The organism is Comamonas kerstersii, from assembly GCF_002056725.1.
GTDB classification, from domain to species: Bacteria; Pseudomonadota; Gammaproteobacteria; order Burkholderiales; family Burkholderiaceae_C; genus Comamonas; species Comamonas kerstersii.
In genome coordinates, this window is sequence record NZ_CP020121.1 from 1,530,764 (window position 1) to 1,547,664 (window position 16,901).

General features: G+C 55.6%; 13 protein-coding genes. 7 read left to right on the forward strand and 6 right to left on the reverse strand.

The genetic code is table 11. The features are described from left to right. Nucleotides 1-15: 15 nt before the first annotated feature. The gene (locus B5M06_RS07160; protein ID WP_054065573.1) at nucleotides 16-1,059 is read right to left on the reverse strand and encodes a type IV pilus twitching motility protein PilT; all 1,044 of its coding nucleotides are present in this window, start codon (nucleotides 1,057-1,059) and stop codon (nucleotides 16-18) included. A gap of 96 nt (nucleotides 1,060-1,155) precedes the next feature. Between B5M06_RS07160 and B5M06_RS07165 the strand changes: the two genes are divergently transcribed. From B5M06_RS07165 to B5M06_RS07175, 3 genes are all read left to right on the forward strand, one after another. After that, nucleotides 1,156-1,878 (forward strand): YggS family pyridoxal phosphate-dependent enzyme, encoded by a 723-nt coding sequence (locus B5M06_RS07165; protein WP_058879971.1) that lies wholly within the window; start codon nucleotides 1,156-1,158, stop codon nucleotides 1,876-1,878. Nucleotides 1,879-2,012: 134 nt separating this feature from the next. Further along, nucleotides 2,013-3,164: an aminotransferase class V-fold PLP-dependent enzyme gene (locus B5M06_RS07170; protein WP_054067161.1), complete on the forward strand. Its 1,152-nt coding sequence runs from the start codon at nucleotides 2,013-2,015 to the stop codon at nucleotides 3,162-3,164. 40 nt (nucleotides 3,165-3,204) lie between these two features. Next, nucleotides 3,205-3,606 (forward strand): FKBP-type peptidyl-prolyl cis-trans isomerase, encoded by a 402-nt coding sequence (locus tag B5M06_RS07175; RefSeq protein WP_054067162.1) that lies wholly within the window; start codon nucleotides 3,205-3,207, stop codon nucleotides 3,604-3,606. 58 nt (nucleotides 3,607-3,664) lie between these two features. Here the strand turns inward: B5M06_RS07175 and B5M06_RS07180 are convergent, their stop codons facing one another. Next, nucleotides 3,665-5,815 carry a TonB-dependent receptor domain-containing protein gene (locus B5M06_RS07180; RefSeq protein ID WP_058879972.1) on the reverse strand — a complete coding sequence of 717 codons (2,151 nt, stop codon included), beginning with the start codon at nucleotides 5,813-5,815 and terminating at the stop codon, nucleotides 3,665-3,667. A 428-nt stretch (nucleotides 5,816-6,243) separates the two neighbouring features. Here B5M06_RS07180 and B5M06_RS07185 point away from each other — a divergent pair, with 428 nt between their 5' ends. Together B5M06_RS07185 and B5M06_RS07190 are read left to right on the forward strand one after the other, a co-directional pair. Continuing rightward, complete coding sequence (locus tag B5M06_RS07185; protein WP_077345460.1) at nucleotides 6,244-8,280, forward strand: ligand-gated channel protein; 2,037 nt, start codon at nucleotides 6,244-6,246, stop codon at nucleotides 8,278-8,280. Nucleotides 8,281-8,337: 57 nt separating this feature from the next. Continuing rightward, nucleotides 8,338-9,291 carry a siderophore ABC transporter substrate-binding protein gene (locus tag B5M06_RS07190; RefSeq protein WP_054067163.1) on the forward strand — a complete coding sequence of 318 codons (954 nt, stop codon included), beginning with the start codon at nucleotides 8,338-8,340 and terminating at the stop codon, nucleotides 9,289-9,291. 113 nt (nucleotides 9,292-9,404) lie between these two features. Here the strand turns inward: B5M06_RS07190 and B5M06_RS07195 are convergent, their stop codons facing one another. From B5M06_RS07195 to B5M06_RS07210, 4 genes are all read right to left on the reverse strand, one after another. Next, entirely contained in the window at nucleotides 9,405-9,839 is a 435-nt protein-coding gene (locus B5M06_RS07195; RefSeq protein WP_054067186.1) for a hypothetical protein, read from the reverse strand. A gap of 239 nt (nucleotides 9,840-10,078) precedes the next feature. Then, nucleotides 10,079-10,930: a hypothetical protein gene (locus B5M06_RS07200; protein WP_054067164.1), complete on the reverse strand. Its 852-nt coding sequence runs from the start codon at nucleotides 10,928-10,930 to the stop codon at nucleotides 10,079-10,081. Nucleotides 10,931-10,945: 15 nt separating this feature from the next. Then, complete coding sequence (locus tag B5M06_RS07205) at nucleotides 10,946-12,481, reverse strand: hypothetical protein (protein WP_054067165.1); 1,536 nt, start codon at nucleotides 12,479-12,481, stop codon at nucleotides 10,946-10,948. A gap of 30 nt (nucleotides 12,482-12,511) precedes the next feature. Further along, nucleotides 12,512-14,044 carry an OmpA family protein gene (locus B5M06_RS07210; RefSeq protein WP_054067166.1) on the reverse strand — a complete coding sequence of 511 codons (1,533 nt, stop codon included), beginning with the start codon at nucleotides 14,042-14,044 and terminating at the stop codon, nucleotides 12,512-12,514. Nucleotides 14,045-14,688: 644 nt separating this feature from the next. Here B5M06_RS07210 and B5M06_RS07215 point away from each other — a divergent pair. Both B5M06_RS07215 and B5M06_RS07220 read left to right on the forward strand, forming a co-directional pair. Beyond that, nucleotides 14,689-15,636: a TauD/TfdA dioxygenase family protein gene (locus B5M06_RS07215; protein WP_054067167.1), complete on the forward strand. Its 948-nt coding sequence runs from the start codon at nucleotides 14,689-14,691 to the stop codon at nucleotides 15,634-15,636. A gap of 235 nt (nucleotides 15,637-15,871) precedes the next feature. Further along, complete coding sequence (locus B5M06_RS07220; RefSeq protein ID WP_054067168.1) at nucleotides 15,872-16,897, forward strand: ABC transporter substrate-binding protein; 1,026 nt, start codon at nucleotides 15,872-15,874, stop codon at nucleotides 16,895-16,897. The last annotated feature ends 4 nt before the right edge of the window (nucleotides 16,898-16,901 follow it).

The window sequence follows — 16,901 nt, forward strand, 5'->3', positions numbered from 1 at the left end:
TCCAATCGCTAGGGCTTAACCGGGGAAGTTCTCGGGCGACTTGGCCTTGCTGCGTGCCTCGGCAGCGCTGATCACATTGCGGCGCACCAGATCGGTCAGGCACTGGTCCAGGGTCTGCATGCCCACGTTGGAGCCGGTCTGAATGGCCGAGTACATCTGTGCCACCTTGGCTTCACGGATCAGATTGCGGATGGCGCTGGTGCCAATCATGATTTCGTGCGCTGCCACGCGGCCATTGCCGTCCTTGGTCTTGCACAGCGTCTGCGAAATCACGGCCTGCAGCGATTCCGACAGCATGGCGCGCACCATTTCTTTTTCTTCGGCGGGGAAGACGTCGATGATACGGTCGATGGTCTTGGCAGCACTGGAGGTGTGCAGGGTGCCGAAGACCAGGTGGCCAGTTTCGGCGGCGGTCATGGCCAGGCGAATGGTTTCCAGGTCACGCATTTCGCCGACCAGAATGCAGTCCGGGTCTTCACGCAGGGCAGAGCGCAGGGCGGCAGAGAAGGAATGCGTCATGGGGCCTACCTCACGCTGGTTGACCAGGCTTTTCTTGGAGGTGTGCACGAATTCGATGGGGTCCTCCACCGTCAGAATGTGGCCGTGCTGGTTGCTGTTGAGGTAGTCCACCATGGCCGCCAGCGTGGTCGATTTACCCGAGCCGGTAGGGCCGGTGACCAGCACCAGACCACGGGGCTTGAGCGCCAGATCGGCAAAGATCTTGGGGGCGTTGAGGTCTTCCAGCGTCAGGATCTTGCTGGGAATGGTACGGAACACGGCCGCTGCGCCACGGTACTGGTTGTAGGCATTGACACGAAAGCGCGCCAGCCCGGCAACTTCGAACGAGAAGTCCACCTCCAGATGCTCTTCATAGGCCTTGCGCTGGCTGTCCGTCATGATGTCGTAGACCATGGCGTGCACGGTCTTGTGGTCCAGCGGGTCCACATTGATGCGGCGTACATCCCCGTGCACGCGGATCATGGGAGGCAGCCCTGCGGAAAGGTGCAGGTCAGAGGCCTTGTTCTTGACGCTAAACGCTAGCAGGGTGGTGATGTCCACTGCAGTTCTCCCTCTCTGAATCTCACATGGTTTTGTGCCACCTTGCCCGGCGAATTGCGCTCAGTGGCAGGATGGTTTGGTACGCTTCAAAAGATTATGACCACGATTGCCAACAAGCTCCAAAGCGTTCACACGCAGATTCATGAAGCATGTCAAAAGTGCGGCAGACAGCCCACACAAGTGTCGCTGCTGGCCGTGTCCAAGACCTTTCCGGCCGAAGCCGTGCGTGAGGCCGCACTGGCTGGCCAGCGTGCCTTTGGGGAAAACTACATCCAGGAAGGCGTAGACAAAATTGCTGCCGTGCGTGCCATGGTGGATGTGCCAGCGCTGGTCTGGCACTGCATTGGCCCCATCCAGAGCAACAAGACCAAGCTGGTGGCCCAGCACTTTGACTGGGCACACACCGTTGACCGCGACAAGATTGCCCAGCGCCTCAATGACCAGCGTCCTGAGGAATTGCCACCGCTGCAGGTATGCATTCAGGTGAATGTGGATGGCGGCAGCACCAAGTCAGGCTGTACGCCGCAGCAGGCGCTGGAGCTGGCACACGTCATCACGCAGCTGCCGCGTCTGCAGCTGCGCGGGGTGATGAGCATCCCCGACCCACAGGCGGATGACGCAGCCATGCTGCAGGTGCACCGCAAGGTGGTGCAGGTGTTTGAGGACATTCGTGCCAGCGGCATGGCGGGGCTGGAGCGGTTTGACACCATCAGCCTGGGCATGACCGCCGATATGCACACCGCGATTGCGGCAGGCAGCACCATGGTGCGGGTGGGCAGCGGCATTTTTGGCGCACGCGACTACAGCCACAAAGCCTGAGTGCAGGCAGCATATGCACAGGCATATGCCTGCTATACAGAAAGTCTGAGCAGGCTCGCGCGCCGAAAAACGGCGTGCTAAGCTGATTTCCATAGCAATAGGGGCCTGTGCCGCCCGCATAAACTGGAGAAACAATGCCTGGACTTTTGCCTGATATCGATCCTGATGGGCTGCTGGAATTTTCGGTGGTCTATACCGACCGTGCGCTCAACCACATGTCCAAACGCTTTGTGGGCGTGGCACAAGACATTCTGGGCGTCCTCAAGGAGGTCTACCACGCCCACACCGCTGTGCTTGTGCCCGGCAGCGGCACCTTTGGCATGGAAGCGGTGGCTCGCCAGTTTGCCAATGGGCAGAAGGTGCTGATTGTGCGCAATGGCTGGTTCAGCTACCGCTGGACGCAGATTTTTGACACCGGCAACTTTGGTCTGGGTGGCGGCGCCGTCGTCTGTAAAGCGCGCAAGCAAGGTACAGGCAGTCAGGATCCATGGGCACCTTGCCCGGCGGAGGAGGTGGCGGCCACCATCCGTGCCGAAAAGCCCAAGGTGGTGTTCGCACCCCATGTAGAAACCGCCAGCGGCATCATCCTGCCGGATGACTACATCCGCACCATCAGCGATGCCGCGCATGAAGTGGGCGCGCTGCTGGTGCTGGACTGCGTGGCATCCGGTGCCATGTGGGTGGACATGGTCAAGACCGGCGTGGACGTGCTGATTTCCGCGCCGCAAAAGGGCTGGAGCAGCTCCCCCTGCTGCGCCATGGTGATGCTCTCCGAGCGCGCACGCACGGCGATTGAAGACACGCAAAGCTCCAGCTTCTCGTGCGATTTGAAGAAGTGGATGCAGATTGCCGAGGGCTATGAAAAAGGCCAGCACGCCTATCACACGACCATGCCTACCGATGCACTGGTGCGCCTGCGCGATGTGATGCTGGAAACCCGCGCCTACGGCTTTGCCAGGGTGCGGGAAGAGCAGATGGAGCTGGGCCGCCAGGTGCGTGCCCTGCTGGAGTCCCGCGGCTTCCCCAGTGTGGCGGCCGAAGGCTTCAAGGCGCCCGGTGTGGTGGTGAGCTACACCACAGACCCAGACATCCAGAATGGCAAGAAATTCCTGGCAGCCGGCCTGCAGACCGCCTCTGGCGTGCCGCTGCAGTGCGATGAGGGGGCTGACTTTCAGACCTTCCGTATTGGCCTGTTTGGCCTGGAAAAATGGCACAACGTGGAGCGTACTGTCGGACACCTGCAAGCGGCACTGGATGCCATGGGCATCACCGCTGCCAAGTCATGATGGCTGCGTGATCTTTCTAACCCTGAAAAGCGTTTTGCATATGAAAAAACAAGTTTTTGCGCTGGCCGCTGCCAGCCTGCTGGCGGTAGGCGCAGCCCACGCTGCCCCTGAAACCACGCCCAGTGGCCTGATCTACGAAGTCATCACCGAAGGCACAGGCGCACAGCCTCAGGCTACGGATACCGTGCGTGTGCACTACCGTGGCTGGTTCCCTGAAAGCGGCAAGGAGTTCGACAGTTCCATCGCACGCGGTCAGCCCATTGACTTTCCCCTCAATGGCGTGATCCCATGCTGGACCGAGGGCGTGCAGAAAATGAAGGTGGGCGGCAAGGCGAAGCTGACCTGCCCGCCCAGCATCGCCTACGGCAGCCGTGGCGCAGGTGGTGTGATTCCACCGAATGCCACGATTAATTTTGAGGTGGAGTTGTTGGGGGTTAAATAACCCTATAACTGAAAAAATAAAAAGGGAGATTAATCTCCCTTTTTATTTTTGTTAAATATTAGAATTCATAAGTTCCAGAAATCCAGAGGCGTCGACCATCTTGTGGATTAATGTAGCGATTGCTGTAAGCTGTTACAGTTTTACCTTTACCATCCTTATATTGATAGGAACCATAGTCAATAAAGTTTTTGTTGAATAGGTTATACACCGCAGCATGCAATGTGAATTTTGGCGTTGCACGATAGCTGGCGCCAATATGGAATTGTGAAAATGCTTTATAGTCACCCAGCGTTCTTACTGCAGCTGCAGTAGATGCTGTTGCGGAGTTGGGGTTCCCGCGATAGCGTTCGCTGCGGTATTCTGCACGTAGCCAACCACTCCATTGGGCATTTGGTTTCCAATCCAAGCGGAAATTTGCTGCGTGTTTGGGTGTGTCTGTCAGAGGTTGACCAATGTTTTCCCCACTTTTTTGTTTGCTTTTTGTATATGTATAGTTCGCACTAGTACTCCATTCTTGGTTGATTTTGAAGCGACCATTGAGTTCTAGACCTTGGGTCGTGGCTTTATCAATATTAATGGATTGAGCGAATTCTGGTACTGTAGGCCAATTACCAATATTTAAGCAACCGGGTTGATTGGGTGCTCCTGTGTATGTGCAATTAGGAATGGCGTCGCCTGACGCTATTTTGTCTTTAAAGCTATTGTGGAAAAACGTAATACCTGCTGCATAGCGCTGCTCTGCATCATCAAAGTTGAAGCCAAGTTCAGTGCTACGGCTGGTTTCAGGGCGAAGATCAGGGTTGCCAATCAGTGGTAACTTACCTTGGCGGCCAAAACCATTGATGCCGGATGCAAGTTGTTCAACGCGCGGCGTTTTATATCCATTGCTGACGCCACCTTTGATGGTCCACTCCGAAGAAGCATTCCAGACACCGTAAATGCGCGGGCTGAATTTTCCGCCAAAGACACTGTGTCGGTCATATCGACCACCCAGCGTAAGCTTGAAGTCGTCTGTCAGGCTCCACTCATCTTCCACGAAGAGTGCTTTCTGGGTGAAGTCGAATTTATCGGCAACGACGCCGTCCATCAAATCCGCTTTCCAGTATTGGCCGCCAAAGGTAGTCAAATGATTAGCCCAAGGGGTCATCAATTTTGTATCTAGAACTTTACTGGTGGTCTCCAAGTTGCGAGGTGTACCGGCTCCAGAGACGCCAGGAGGAATTAGACGACCTACAGTTTCAGTTTTATTATGGAGAAAGCTAGTTTCCCAGATGCCAAATGCATAGCGGCCAGTATGTGCAAGACTCCACTGGTCACGTTTGTATTTTTGTTCCTTGGAGTAACCGCCATCGCCGAGTGTTCCCAGTTGTCCTCTGGAGTTGTCATAAGTTTGACGACCACTCTCCACATCTAAAACAATGTCATGGGATTTATTGGGCGTTAAAGAGAGGCGAGCACCAAAAGTGTTGACTGTTGATTGCACGGGGTTCGCGCCCATGATGGGAGTTTCGCGTTTCCCATCGTTATCGATGTAAGAGATATCTGAGGCATCACGATGTACGGAGCTGCCACGTAATGCGAGTCCAAGTAAATCGTTTTTAATAGGGCCACTCAGGTAGAACTTACCACCGTAAGAGTCACCAAACTCTGACTCTTGCTGGGCTGTTCCCTCAACGGTGACAGAGCCACCCCATGCCTTGTTGACTTTGCGCGTGATGATGTTGATCACGCCACCCATAGCATCTGAGCCATAGAGTGTGGACATGGGTCCTCGGATGACTTCAATACGCTCAATGGCAGAAACAGGGGGAATGAAGCTGGTTTGTGTGCCCCCAAATCCATTTGGTGTGACATTCCCTGCTGAATTCTGACGACGACCATCAATCAGAATCAGAGTGTACTCACTGGGCATGCCACGAATGCTGATATTGGGTCCACCCGTTTTGTCAGTGCCTGCTCCAACATCGACGCCTTCCACGTCTTCTAGGGCTTGCGCCAAGTTGTTGACGCGTCGCTCTGCGAGCTGCTCGTTGGTAATAACAGTGATCGACGCAGGTGCATCTCGAATGTCTTGTTCAAAGCCGGAGGCAGAAACCACCACCTCAGACAGGGTCTGTGTGTTGTCCTGAGCGATGGCGGAAGCACATGCTGCGGCAGCAAGCGCCAGCAGCGTAGGGCGAGTGAAAAATGGAACAGATTTTTGAGGCATAGCAATCTCAGCCAGGGGCTGACATGAAAGGAATACAAGGGGATGGCCGCAGTGGCGCTGCGGTACCGGTTGCGTCTTGTCTTGAGCCGAAATCGGTTGACGACGTGGATTATGCGTTTCTTAATGAAAATACTTCTCATTTGCGTAGTGTTTTGCTGTAGACCTGTAGCCTGTAAGCAACAAGTTGTGAGATCTGTGCTACGGCATGTGATGGCTTGAGGAGGGCCTCGCAGATCAGTCTATGCAGTGAAATTTGTTATTTAAATCAATAGTTTGTTTCTTTGCAGGTGTGGGGCGGTCAGCTTGCTCTGCCGCGATGTGTGCATCTCCTTGTTCACCGTCATTTCTTAGGGCGATCTGCAGTCTATTGATGTACATGAGTGAGATACTAATGAAATTGATTCTTATTAGATTTCTCGAAGACAAAAATGACTCCTTTGCGCATTTCCTATCCAACTTTTGCTGCAGCCATCATGGCCGGTGGTGTGTTTTCCTCGTTTGCGGCTGATCCGCTGGCACAGCCTTCGCCAGAGCAGGTGCTGGGCGCGATGGTGGTGACGGCTTCGGGTTTTGAGCAGACAGTGGAAGATGCTCCCGCATCTATCACCGTGATCCCTCGTGAAGAGCTGGAAAAGCGCTCCTATCGCGATGTGACAGATGCCTTGCGTGATGTGCCCGGGGTGCTGGTTACGGGAGGCGGCAGCTCCAGCGATATCAGCATTCGCGGTATGGCAGCTGGCTACACCATGATTTTGGTCGATGGTCGTCGTCAGAACTCGCGTGAGACTCGCCCCAATAGTGATGGTTCCGGCATCGAGCAGGGCTGGCTGCCTCCACTGAGTGCGATTGAGCGCATTGAGATTGTGCGTGGCCCGATGTCATCGCTGTATGGCTCTGATGCCATGGGCGGTGTGATCAACATCATCACGCGCAAAGTACCGCAGCAATGGGGTGGCAGTGTGCGTGCGGAGACCACGCAGCAAGAAAACTCTGATGCTGGCGATATCTACCAGAGCAGCTTTAATTTTGGTGGTCCGATCAAAAATGAAGTGCTGGGTTTGCAAATCTATGGTCAGACTTCACACCGCAATGAAGACAAGATTGTCAATGGTTTTAGTAAGCAGAGCACAGAGGCTTTGAATCTGAAGCTGAATCTGGCAGCAGACAAGCAAAATAATTTTGATTTTCTGGTTGGCAGAACGATTCAGAAACGTGAATCCAATCCCGGCAAGTCCATGGCCTTGGAATCATGCGGTAAAAAAGGGTGCTCACCTAATAATCCATCACATCAGAGCTACTACAAAAATGACTACAGCCTGGGTCATCAAGGAAGTTACGCATGGGGCAAGATTAATACCTACCTTCAGCGTGAAGAAACAGATAATCCTGTGCGAAATATGAACCTGGTGAATACGGAGTTCAACAGCCAGGCCATATTGCCCCTCGGAAGCTCCAATGTGACAACCGTAGGTGTTTACTACCGAAAAGAAAGCTTGGATGACCAAGGTAATGAACTGAAGGGTAGCACGCGTAATCATATTGATCGTTACCAGTGGGCGTTGTATGCAGAAAATGAATTTGCTGCGACTGATACTTTTAGCTTGACGACCGGTTTGCGCATGAACCGTGATCAGAATTACGGTACGGAGTGGACGCCGCGTATCTATGGCGTCTGGAAGGCTGCAGAGCAGTGGACGGTCAAGGGTGGTGTTTCGACGGGCTTCAAGGCGCCCGCACTGCGTGCAGCGGTTGCAGACTGGGGGCAGATTACGGGTGGTGGAGGCGATCCTGCCATCATTCTTGGCAACCCAGATCTGAAGCCTGAAAAATCTCTGAGCCAGGAAATTGGACTGGTGTTTGATAACAAACGCAATTTTATGTCCAGCGTGACTCTGTTTAACACCGATTTCAAGGACAAGATTTCTGAGGAACGTGTATGTGAAGACACGGATGGCGGTGGAAGCAGTATTTCGACAGGTAATTGTGTGGTCAATGGAACGAAATACAAGTTCATCAGTGAGCGCATGAATGTCGATAAGGCGAATATGCGCGGTATTGAGCTGACGGCAACCTGGAATATCATTCAAGATCTGCAGCTTGCGACCAACTATACCTTTACCAAATCTGAGCAAAAGAGCGGAAAATTTGCAGGTCGCCCGCTGAATAAGCTGCCCAAGCATATGCTCAATGCTACTTTGGACTGGAATGCCAACTCCAGCACCAATGTCTGGAGTCGCGTGAACTTCCGCGGCAAATCTTCGGACTATTTGAGCCGTACATCCATGGCGAATAATCAGACACCATCGTTTACGTTTGTAGATGTGGGTGTCAATTACAAACTGAAAAAAGACGTGAAACTGGGCTTTGGTATTTACAACGTGTTTGATAAGAAAGTGGATAAGGATACGTATGACGCTCACTACGATGGTCGTCGCTACAACCTGAGCCTGACAGCCGCCTTCTGATAAATCACACCATGTCCCTGTTGCCAGCGGCATCAGGGACATTTCTTTGGGAACACTATGAACCGCTACTTGACTCTCACAGCATTGGCGCTGGCATCCAGCATGAGCCTGGGCGTAATGGCTGCAACAACACCCCAGGCCCACAAGGCAGGTGTCGCCCAAGCCGAAGCTGTATCTACCGTTGCTGCACCTGAGCGCCCCGTCGTCTACGACCTCGCCACGCTCGACACCATGCAGGCGCTGGGCATTCCCGTTGCAGGCGTGCCCAAGGCGCAGTTCCCTGCATACATGGCAGGCTATGGCGATGCCAAGTACACGGTCGCTGGCACCCTGTTTCAGCCTGACTACGAGGCGCTGAGCCAGATCAAGCCTGATCTGATCATTGTGGGCGGCCGCTCGGCGGCGAAGCAGGACGTGCTGAGCAAGATTGCGCCTACGCTGGACTTCAGCGTCAAGCCTGCAACGATGCTGCAGGACATGGAGCGCAACATCACCCAGATTGCCGATATGTACGGCAAGCAGGAGCAGGGCAAGGCTCTGGTCGCCAGGATCAAGTCTGAAGTGGCTGAGTTGAATCAACTGGCTGCCCAGGCGCAGCCCGGTGTGCTGCTGATGGCCATCAACGAACGCATCATGCCCCAGGCCCCTGGTGCACGCTTTGGTTTCCTGTTTGATGTGTTGGGTGCCAAGTCGCAGCTGACGGCCAAAGATATTCCTGCGCGTGGTGGCCCGGCCTTTACGTTTGACGATCTGGCCAAGCTGCAGCCCGAGTGGATTTATGTGATTGACCGCAACACAGGCGTGGGCGCAGCGGCAGGCGGTGGCGAGATCATTCCTTCGACCAAGGTGTTTGATAACGACAAGGTCAAGTCCACACCTGCCGGTCAGAAAGGCCAGATCGTATTTCTGGACCCCAAGGGCTGGTACCTGATGGGCAGCACAGGCCCTACGGCTTTGCTGAACAATGTGCAGCAGCTCAAGCAGGCCTATCGTGCTGCGGGCATTCAGTAATGCTCTAAAAAGCAGAGCTATTAGCGCTGGTCAGTATTGGTTTTGATGCTGATAGCACTTTAAAAGCAAAGAGCAGCCTGCGCAGGCTGCTCTTTTTTGTTTGTGTGGTGTGCTTAGGCGTCGTCGCGATTTTGTTCTGCAGCTGCCTGCTCATCCTTCAGCAAATGCTCGCCAATCTGCTTCCAGGCCTTGGCAGCGTCGTGCTCGCCGGCAAAGTGGTGGCAGCTGGCGGCGGTCATGGCGATGCGGCCATTTTCGGGGTCCAGGTCAAAGGCCAGTTCGCACTGCGCAGCGGCATTGGCCCACATCACCAGCGCATTGGCAGACTCTTCTTTTTGCAGGGCATAGGCTTCTGCCATCCAGGCCTGTGCCAGGCGAAAGGCGGCGATGGCATGCGTAGGGTCTGCCTTGTGGGCGTGGTAGAAGTGCTTGCCAGCTTGCTGCCACAGAGCGCGTGCCTGTTGAAAGTCCTGGGTGGCAACGGTTTGTGCCTGGGCGACCAGAGCGTTGCCGGATTGCAGGTGTTCTTCAAAGCTGGGTTCGGTCATGGTGTGCGCAGCATGCAATGGATGAAAACGGCATTGTGGCGCGGAGTGTGAAGACATGCGCTGTGCATGACTTCTGCGGCGGCTCATGTGCTGGTGTTGCTCATGAAAAAAGAGCTGCTAGCGCTTGTGAAAAGTGATTTTCAGGCACTTTTCATTCTCAATCTAAGGAGAATATTGCGCTAGCAGCTCTTTTTATGAGAGTGGCTGGTGTTCCAGCACCTCTCGCATGTCCACAGAACTTATTGCACCGGCACCAGCAGGGCGGGCATGCCAAATTCCTGCAAAGTGGCATTGCTGTTCTGGAAGTATTGGTTCCAGAAATCCTTGAGTGCATTCATGGCCTGAGGGGAGCGATACACCCCGCTGTCCTGGGCGCGCCCTTTGCTTTGGGCATCTTGCACCAGGCCTGCTCCCAGCACAAAGACGCGTGCACCGTCCAGATCGGCCAGCATGCTGGCTGAGGTGGCTTTTTGCAGCTCTGCGCCAGGATTGAGCTGGCGCACATTGCGGTTGGCGTAGAAGCTGCTGACGGCAGAGTTTTCCAGCATGTCCGAAACCAGGAACAGCACCTTGGAGCTGGCTGGCGACTGCTTGATGCGTGCAGACATTTCCTTGACGCTGGCCATGACGTCAGACTTGGCATAGTCAGGGTTGATGCCTGACAGCGCCTGCTGCAGCGCTGCAGCAGCGGTCTTGCGTACAAAGTTCTGCTGGCTGACCAGGCATGCATCAAAGTTGCGGAGCACCTTGACGCCAATGCTGTTGCGCGCGCTTTCGGGCAGCGTGACTTCCATGGCACCAGCTGCCAGCAGTTCCAGGTAGCGGCCCTGGCCGAAGGACGAGAAGGTCGCAATGGAATAAGCCGAGCCGGGCTGCAGAACGCGGGCGACGTTTTCAATGACCGACTTTTGCAGCGTGGCGTCCAGCGGCGTGGTTTGATCCAGCAGGATAAAGACTTCCCGCTCTGGTACGGGAGCTGCCATGGGCAGCTTGTTGGCGGTATAGCAGCTGGGAACGGAGCCTGTGGCGGCCCAGCTCAGTGAGGCGGTGCCCAGCAAGGCACCGGTGAGAATGGTTTTCCAGAAAGACATGATGACCAGCCGTCCTTAGAACAGATCGTTGGCTTGAACCGCTGCAGCGCGGACTGCCTTGCGTTCTTTCAGCCATGTCAGCAGTGCCGGGTTGCTGCGCATGCTGTCTGGCAGGCTCAGGAAGTAGGCTTTCTCGGCATCTGCATTGTTCAGACGCAGCATTTCTTGCTGGACCGCTGCCAGTGTCGGCGCAGGTGCTTCTACGGGTGCAGCAGGCGCGGAGGGCGGCGTTGCAGTCACTGCAGGCTGTGTGTGCACTGGAGCGGAGACGGGCACGGCTGGTTGCACGGCTGGATGTGTCTCTGGTGCAGGATTGCTTTCGGTCAGCGGGTCTTCCATCATCTCCTGGGCACGCTGCTCACGCAGGAAATCATCAAAGCTCTTGTTCAGCGACAGCTTGGTGTGCGACTTGCTCTCGATGCGCTGCTGCAGGTCCTTGAGGCGGCCGTTGACCATGTCACGCAGAGGGCGGTAGTACGACAGATAGTCTTCGTAGGTCGAAAAGCCACCTGTGGCTTTGAACGCCTGGTCTGATTCGCGGCCTGCAAAACCGTACTTGTAGCCAGTGCCCATACCCACGATCTGGGTAATCACAAAGATAAAGCCCAGCATGGCAAATGCCGCCAGTCCTTCTTTGGAGAAGGCGTTCATTTCTTCGTTCTTGGCCTGGGAGTCGGCGGCATTTTGCGAGGAGGTCACCGATTCAGGCAGCAGCAGAGCATCAAAAGGATTGCCGGATGCCTGCGAAGAAGAGGCGACATGGGCCTCTCCCGTCACGACGCGCGCCATTTCTGCTTCCATGTTCTGCACCCGCATATAGGTGGAAACAATGGCAATAAAGGCAATGGCAATGATCGCGATAATGCCGCCAGCGTAGCTGCCCACATCATGCGAATGCTTGCCTACGCGGTTGATGGTCTGCTTGAAGTCAGGCTCTCTGGAGTCAATGTCCTGGTCATCCTTCAAGGCCACGGTGTGGACGGAGTATTCATCGCTGCCACGTTCTTTGTAGCGCGCAAAGCAGGAGCGCAGCAAGGATGTGCGGTAGTACTGGTGTCCCGCAAAGTGGGTCAGTGCCACCAGAATCACGCACAGCACCAGCACGATGGCAAACATCAGCAGGGTGTGGGTGTTGGCACTGCCTTCACGGGCCATCCATGAGCCCAGCAGGTAAGAGAACCCCATGCCTTCTGCAATCACCAGAATGACCAGCAGAAACCAGGCCCACATGGGGGTAGGAGTGCGGCCCAGGTCCGCAGATTTGCGCATGTATTCGATGCGTTGATCAAACATGCGGCGGGTAATCAGATTGACAAAAGGCTTGTATGCCGCGCAAAGCTTTTCTTCTGCGCGCAGCCAGCCGTTATTGCCCTTGGTTTTGTCGCGCGACAGACGTGCAATCGTGCCAATGACTGGGAAAGTCGCCCAGAAATCCACCACCCACAGCTTGAATCGCTGGTTGGCGATATAGGCCATGATCACCAGTGCGGCCGCAGCCATGGTGCCTATGGCCACGATATTCTTGGTGATAAAACCGAAAAAGTCTTCCATTGGTTATTCCTGTTTTTTAATGGTCAGAATTTATTTGGCCAAGCGTGGCTGAATTTCTGTCTGGTAGTAGTCGCCCTGGCCTGGGTAAATCAGGTTCCCGGCAATGGCTGTCGTCGCATTGCGATGGGGAATCAAAATGTCCATGCATTGCACCGGACCAGCGTTGAACACGCGGTACAGCAAGCCGCGTTCACCCAGATAGGCGTTGACTTCCGGCTTGCCGCTGTAGTCTGGCTTGGCCTTGGCATTGCCCTCGTAGTTGCGGTAGATCTGCAGTTCAGGCTTGTTGGCAGGAACCACGCCATCCCTGAGGACTGCCACGCGGTTCAGCGCGACGAGGTGGCCGTTGACCGTCGCCACCCAGCTGCTGTTGTAGACGCCGGGCAGATAGTCTTTGGTGCGCAGCTGGCCATTGGCCAGTGACTTGACGCCATGCGCCACGCGTGGGCGGTCCTGCAGGCAGCTGAGCAGTGGGGCGGTCTCATCGGCCTGTGCCACGGGCAGCCATGAAAAAGTGCCCGTGCTTTTGGCTCCACCCAGGGCCAGGACCATGGGCTGGCCATTGACGGGAACGCCTCCAAAGTCGATGGGGCCGGGTTTGACCGCAGTGGCTCGTGCGGGCTTGGCGGGCTGGCTGGCTGCCGCAGATGCAGCTGCAGGAGTGCTGGCTGTGGTCTGCGCAGGTGCGCTGTCCTTGCTGCGCGCCGTGGTGGTTTTGCTGGCCGTGCTGTCTTTTTTGGCTGCTGCGGTAGTTTTCTTGGCCCCTTTGCTGGGGATGACAGGTGCGGCCTCACTGGCAGGACGGTAAAAGGCCGTGTTGGTGCGGCGGCCGCCAGAGAGGAAGTTGTCAAAGGCAAGGTCATCGCTCAAATCGATGATTTCCACACGGCGGTTGCGTGCGCGGCCTTCTTCCTCCGTATTGCTGGCTACAGGCAGTGTTTCACCTGCGCCCTGGTAATAGATTTGAGAGCGCTTGAACCCTGCTTTGGCAAAAATTTCTGCGACAGCCTTGGCGCGCTCTTCGGACAGGCGGGCGTTGGTAGTGGAAGGGCCGGTATCGTCGGTGTGGCCCACCAGCAAGATACGCATCTTCTGGTGGCGCTGAGCCTGCGCTTCTGGGGTGCTGCCCTGAATAGGCTGCAGGTAGGTCTGCGCAATGGCTTCAAATGCTTCGCGCCCACTTTGGGTGAGCTTGGAGGAGCCCACCTGAAATTGCGATTCATTCTGCACAGAGACGCTCAGGCCTTGTTTGGTCTGTTTGTCACCTTCTGTCAGCTTGATATCGTTGACCTGCATTTGCAGCTGGTGCTGCTGCGCGAGCTTGGACAGTTCGCAGCGTCGCTGGTCAATATCCTGACCGATCAATGCACCAAACAGAGCGCCTACACCTGCACCAATGATGGCGCCGGTGGCATTGTCGCCAATGGCAACCCCAGCCGCCGCACCCAGCAGACCACCAGCGGTGATACCGATATTGCGGGCATTGTTGGAGCATGGATCACTGCTGGCGAAGGTTTCTTTCAGTGCATCTCCCGCACCTTGCAGCGTCTGGCAGCCAGTCATGGTGAGCAGGGTAGCAGCAGCTGCAGTCAGAGTGAAATTTCGTTGGATATGAGGCCGCATGGAGATATTTGTTATTGATTGAATTTAGAGGTGTCTGCGTTGGCCTTTAATCAAGGGTATTAAATATTTAAAACACTTGCGGCCATGTTTAATGTAACAAAAACCCTTATGAGAAACAACGAAGTTGCGTGAATGGCAATGGAGTGAGTATTTGCAAACAAAAATTCAATTAGTTGTTATTGATTGAATGTCTCTTTTTTGAATAAATATTCAAATTTATATTTATGGTGAATTAATGCGCATTATTTAAACCAAGCGCAGGTTTTTGCAGATTTTTCAGAATCTGTGTGCTGCATTTGCTGAATCTGTGGTTTCTTTTGCATGGTGTATGCGCAATGGTCTGGGATGCACGGGGCTTGCTGGGCATGCAGATGTCTGCTATTTGCGAGAGCCCTGCAGGGCTCACAGGCTCGGTGAGAGGCGCCACCTTGCCCCAAGCTCCAAATTGCGGCCGGTGCAGCCACACGCTGTTTTAAAGATGTTTTGGATATAAATAATTAATTTTTTATTCGTTTTAAGAATTAAACATCTTTTCTAGACTGGCTCCCAACGACACCTCATGCCGACGATTCAAGGAGCTTTCCATGTCTGCTGTACTTGCTGCTGACCGTTTTGATGCTGCTGCCACCTTGCAGGATGTGCTGAACACCACTGCCCAGGATTTTGAAATTCGTCCCCTGCCACGTGATGCGGGTGCGGTAGGCAATCTGGGGGCGGAAGTGCTGGGGCTGGATTTGTCGCAGCCCATTTCGCAGGAGGATTTTGAGCGTCTGCAGCAGGCGCACTGGAAGCACCATGTGCTGGTATTCCGTGACCAGCGCATCACCCCGGCGCAGCAGGTGGCCTTCAGCCGTCTGTGGGGGCCGCTGCAGATCCATGTGCTGCACCAGTTCCAGCTGCCGGGCTATCCAGAAATTCTGCAGGTCTCGAACGTGCGCAACGCCCAGGGCCAGCCTGAAGGCCTGGGCGATGCCGGGCTGCTGTGGCACTCAGACCTTTCGTACAAGGAAAAGCCGAGCCTGGGCAGCCTGCTGCATGCGCAGGAATTGCCCAGCGAAGGTGGTGACACCCTGTTTGCCGACCAGCACGCGGCCTATGACGCGCTGCCGCAGGCGCTGAAAAAGCAGCTGGAAGGTCTGCAGGCCGAGCACAGCTACCTGCTGCACTACGAGGCCCTGCGCGCCAAGAGCCCATGGCGGCCCAAGCTGACGCAGCAGCAGATCGACGAAGTCAAGCCTGCCGTACACCCCGTAGTCATCACCCACCCCGGCAATGGCCGCAAGGCGCTGTTTGTGAGCGAGCATTTCACCAGCCGCATTCTGGGCCTGCCTGAAGACGAAAGCCGCGACTTGCTGCAGCAGCTGTTTGCGCACAGCGTGCAGCCGCAGTTTGTCTACCGCCACCAGTGGCAGCGGCATGACATGGTGTTCTGGGACAACTGCTCCGTGCTGCATCTGGCTACGGGCACGCCCGAGCATCTGCGCCGCAAGCTTTACCGCACGACGGTGGAAGGCAGCAAGCTGCAGGCTTAGACCCGCTCACACAAGCCTTGATACGTCGTTGCTCAGCCTTGTCGTACTAGTTGTACTGCCTGCGGCTTCGCGCCTCGTCTCAATTGCAAACCTTTGGTTTGCTGGCTTGTGTAAGCGGCTCCTGCGTCCCAAGAAGCAACCCACCACTTTATTTATGAATTGATAGCTGCCTACGCAGGTGCGATGGGCGCTAGGGGCAGTTTTTGCCCTGAATCACAGATACCAGGAGATTGCCATGTCATTGTTCAAAGGTCTGCGCCGACGCACTGCCGTGCTGGCGCTGGCAGCGGTGTCTGCCGCTGCGGTGCTGCCTCAGGCCCATGCCAAGGAAGGGCAGCTGCGCATTGCCCAGCAGTTCGGCATCGTCTATCTGCTGCTCAATGTGGCGCAGGATCAGCAGCTGATTGAAAAACACGGCAAGGCCCAGGGCTTGGACATCAAAGTGGACTTTCTGCGCCTGTCCGGCGGCCCGGCCATCAATGACGCACTGCTCACGGGCGAGGTAGATATTGCAGGCGCAGGTGTAGGCCCGCTGTTCACCATCTGGGACCGCACCAAGGGCCGCCAGAACGTCAAGGGCGTGGCCTCGCTGGGCAACTTCCCCTATCTGCTGGTGAGCAACAACCCGGCGGTGAAGTCGATTGCCGACTTTACGGACCAGGACCGCATTGCCCTGCCTGCCGTGGGCGTGTCCGTGCAGGCGCGCATTCTGCAGATGGCTTCGGCCAAGCTCTGGGGGGATGCGCAGTACAACAAGCTCGACAAGCTGCAGGTCGCACTGCCACACCCTGAGGCAGCGGCGGCCATCATCAAGGGCGGCACGGAAATTACGGCCCACTTTGGCAACCCGCCTTTCCAGGATCAGGAGTTGGCTGGCAACCCGCAGGCGCGCGCAGTGCTCAACTCCTATGACGTGCTGGGTGGCCCAGCGGCAGCTACCGTGCTCTATGCCACAGAGAAGTTCAAGAACGAAAGCCCCAAAACCTACCGCGCCTTTGTGGATGCGCTGGATGAAGCGGCAGCCTTCGTGCGCAACAACCCCGAGCAGGCGGCAGACATTTACCTGAAAGTCAGCGGTGCCAAGCAGGACCGCCAGCTGGTGCTGGACGTAATTCGCAACCCGCAGGTGGAATTCACCGTGCAGCCCCAGCGCACGCTGGAGCTGGGGCAGTTCCTGCACCGCGTGGGTGCCATCAAAAACCAGCCGACCCAGGTGTCTGACTATTTCTTTGACGACCCGCGTGTGTCGGGCGGCAACTGAGTGA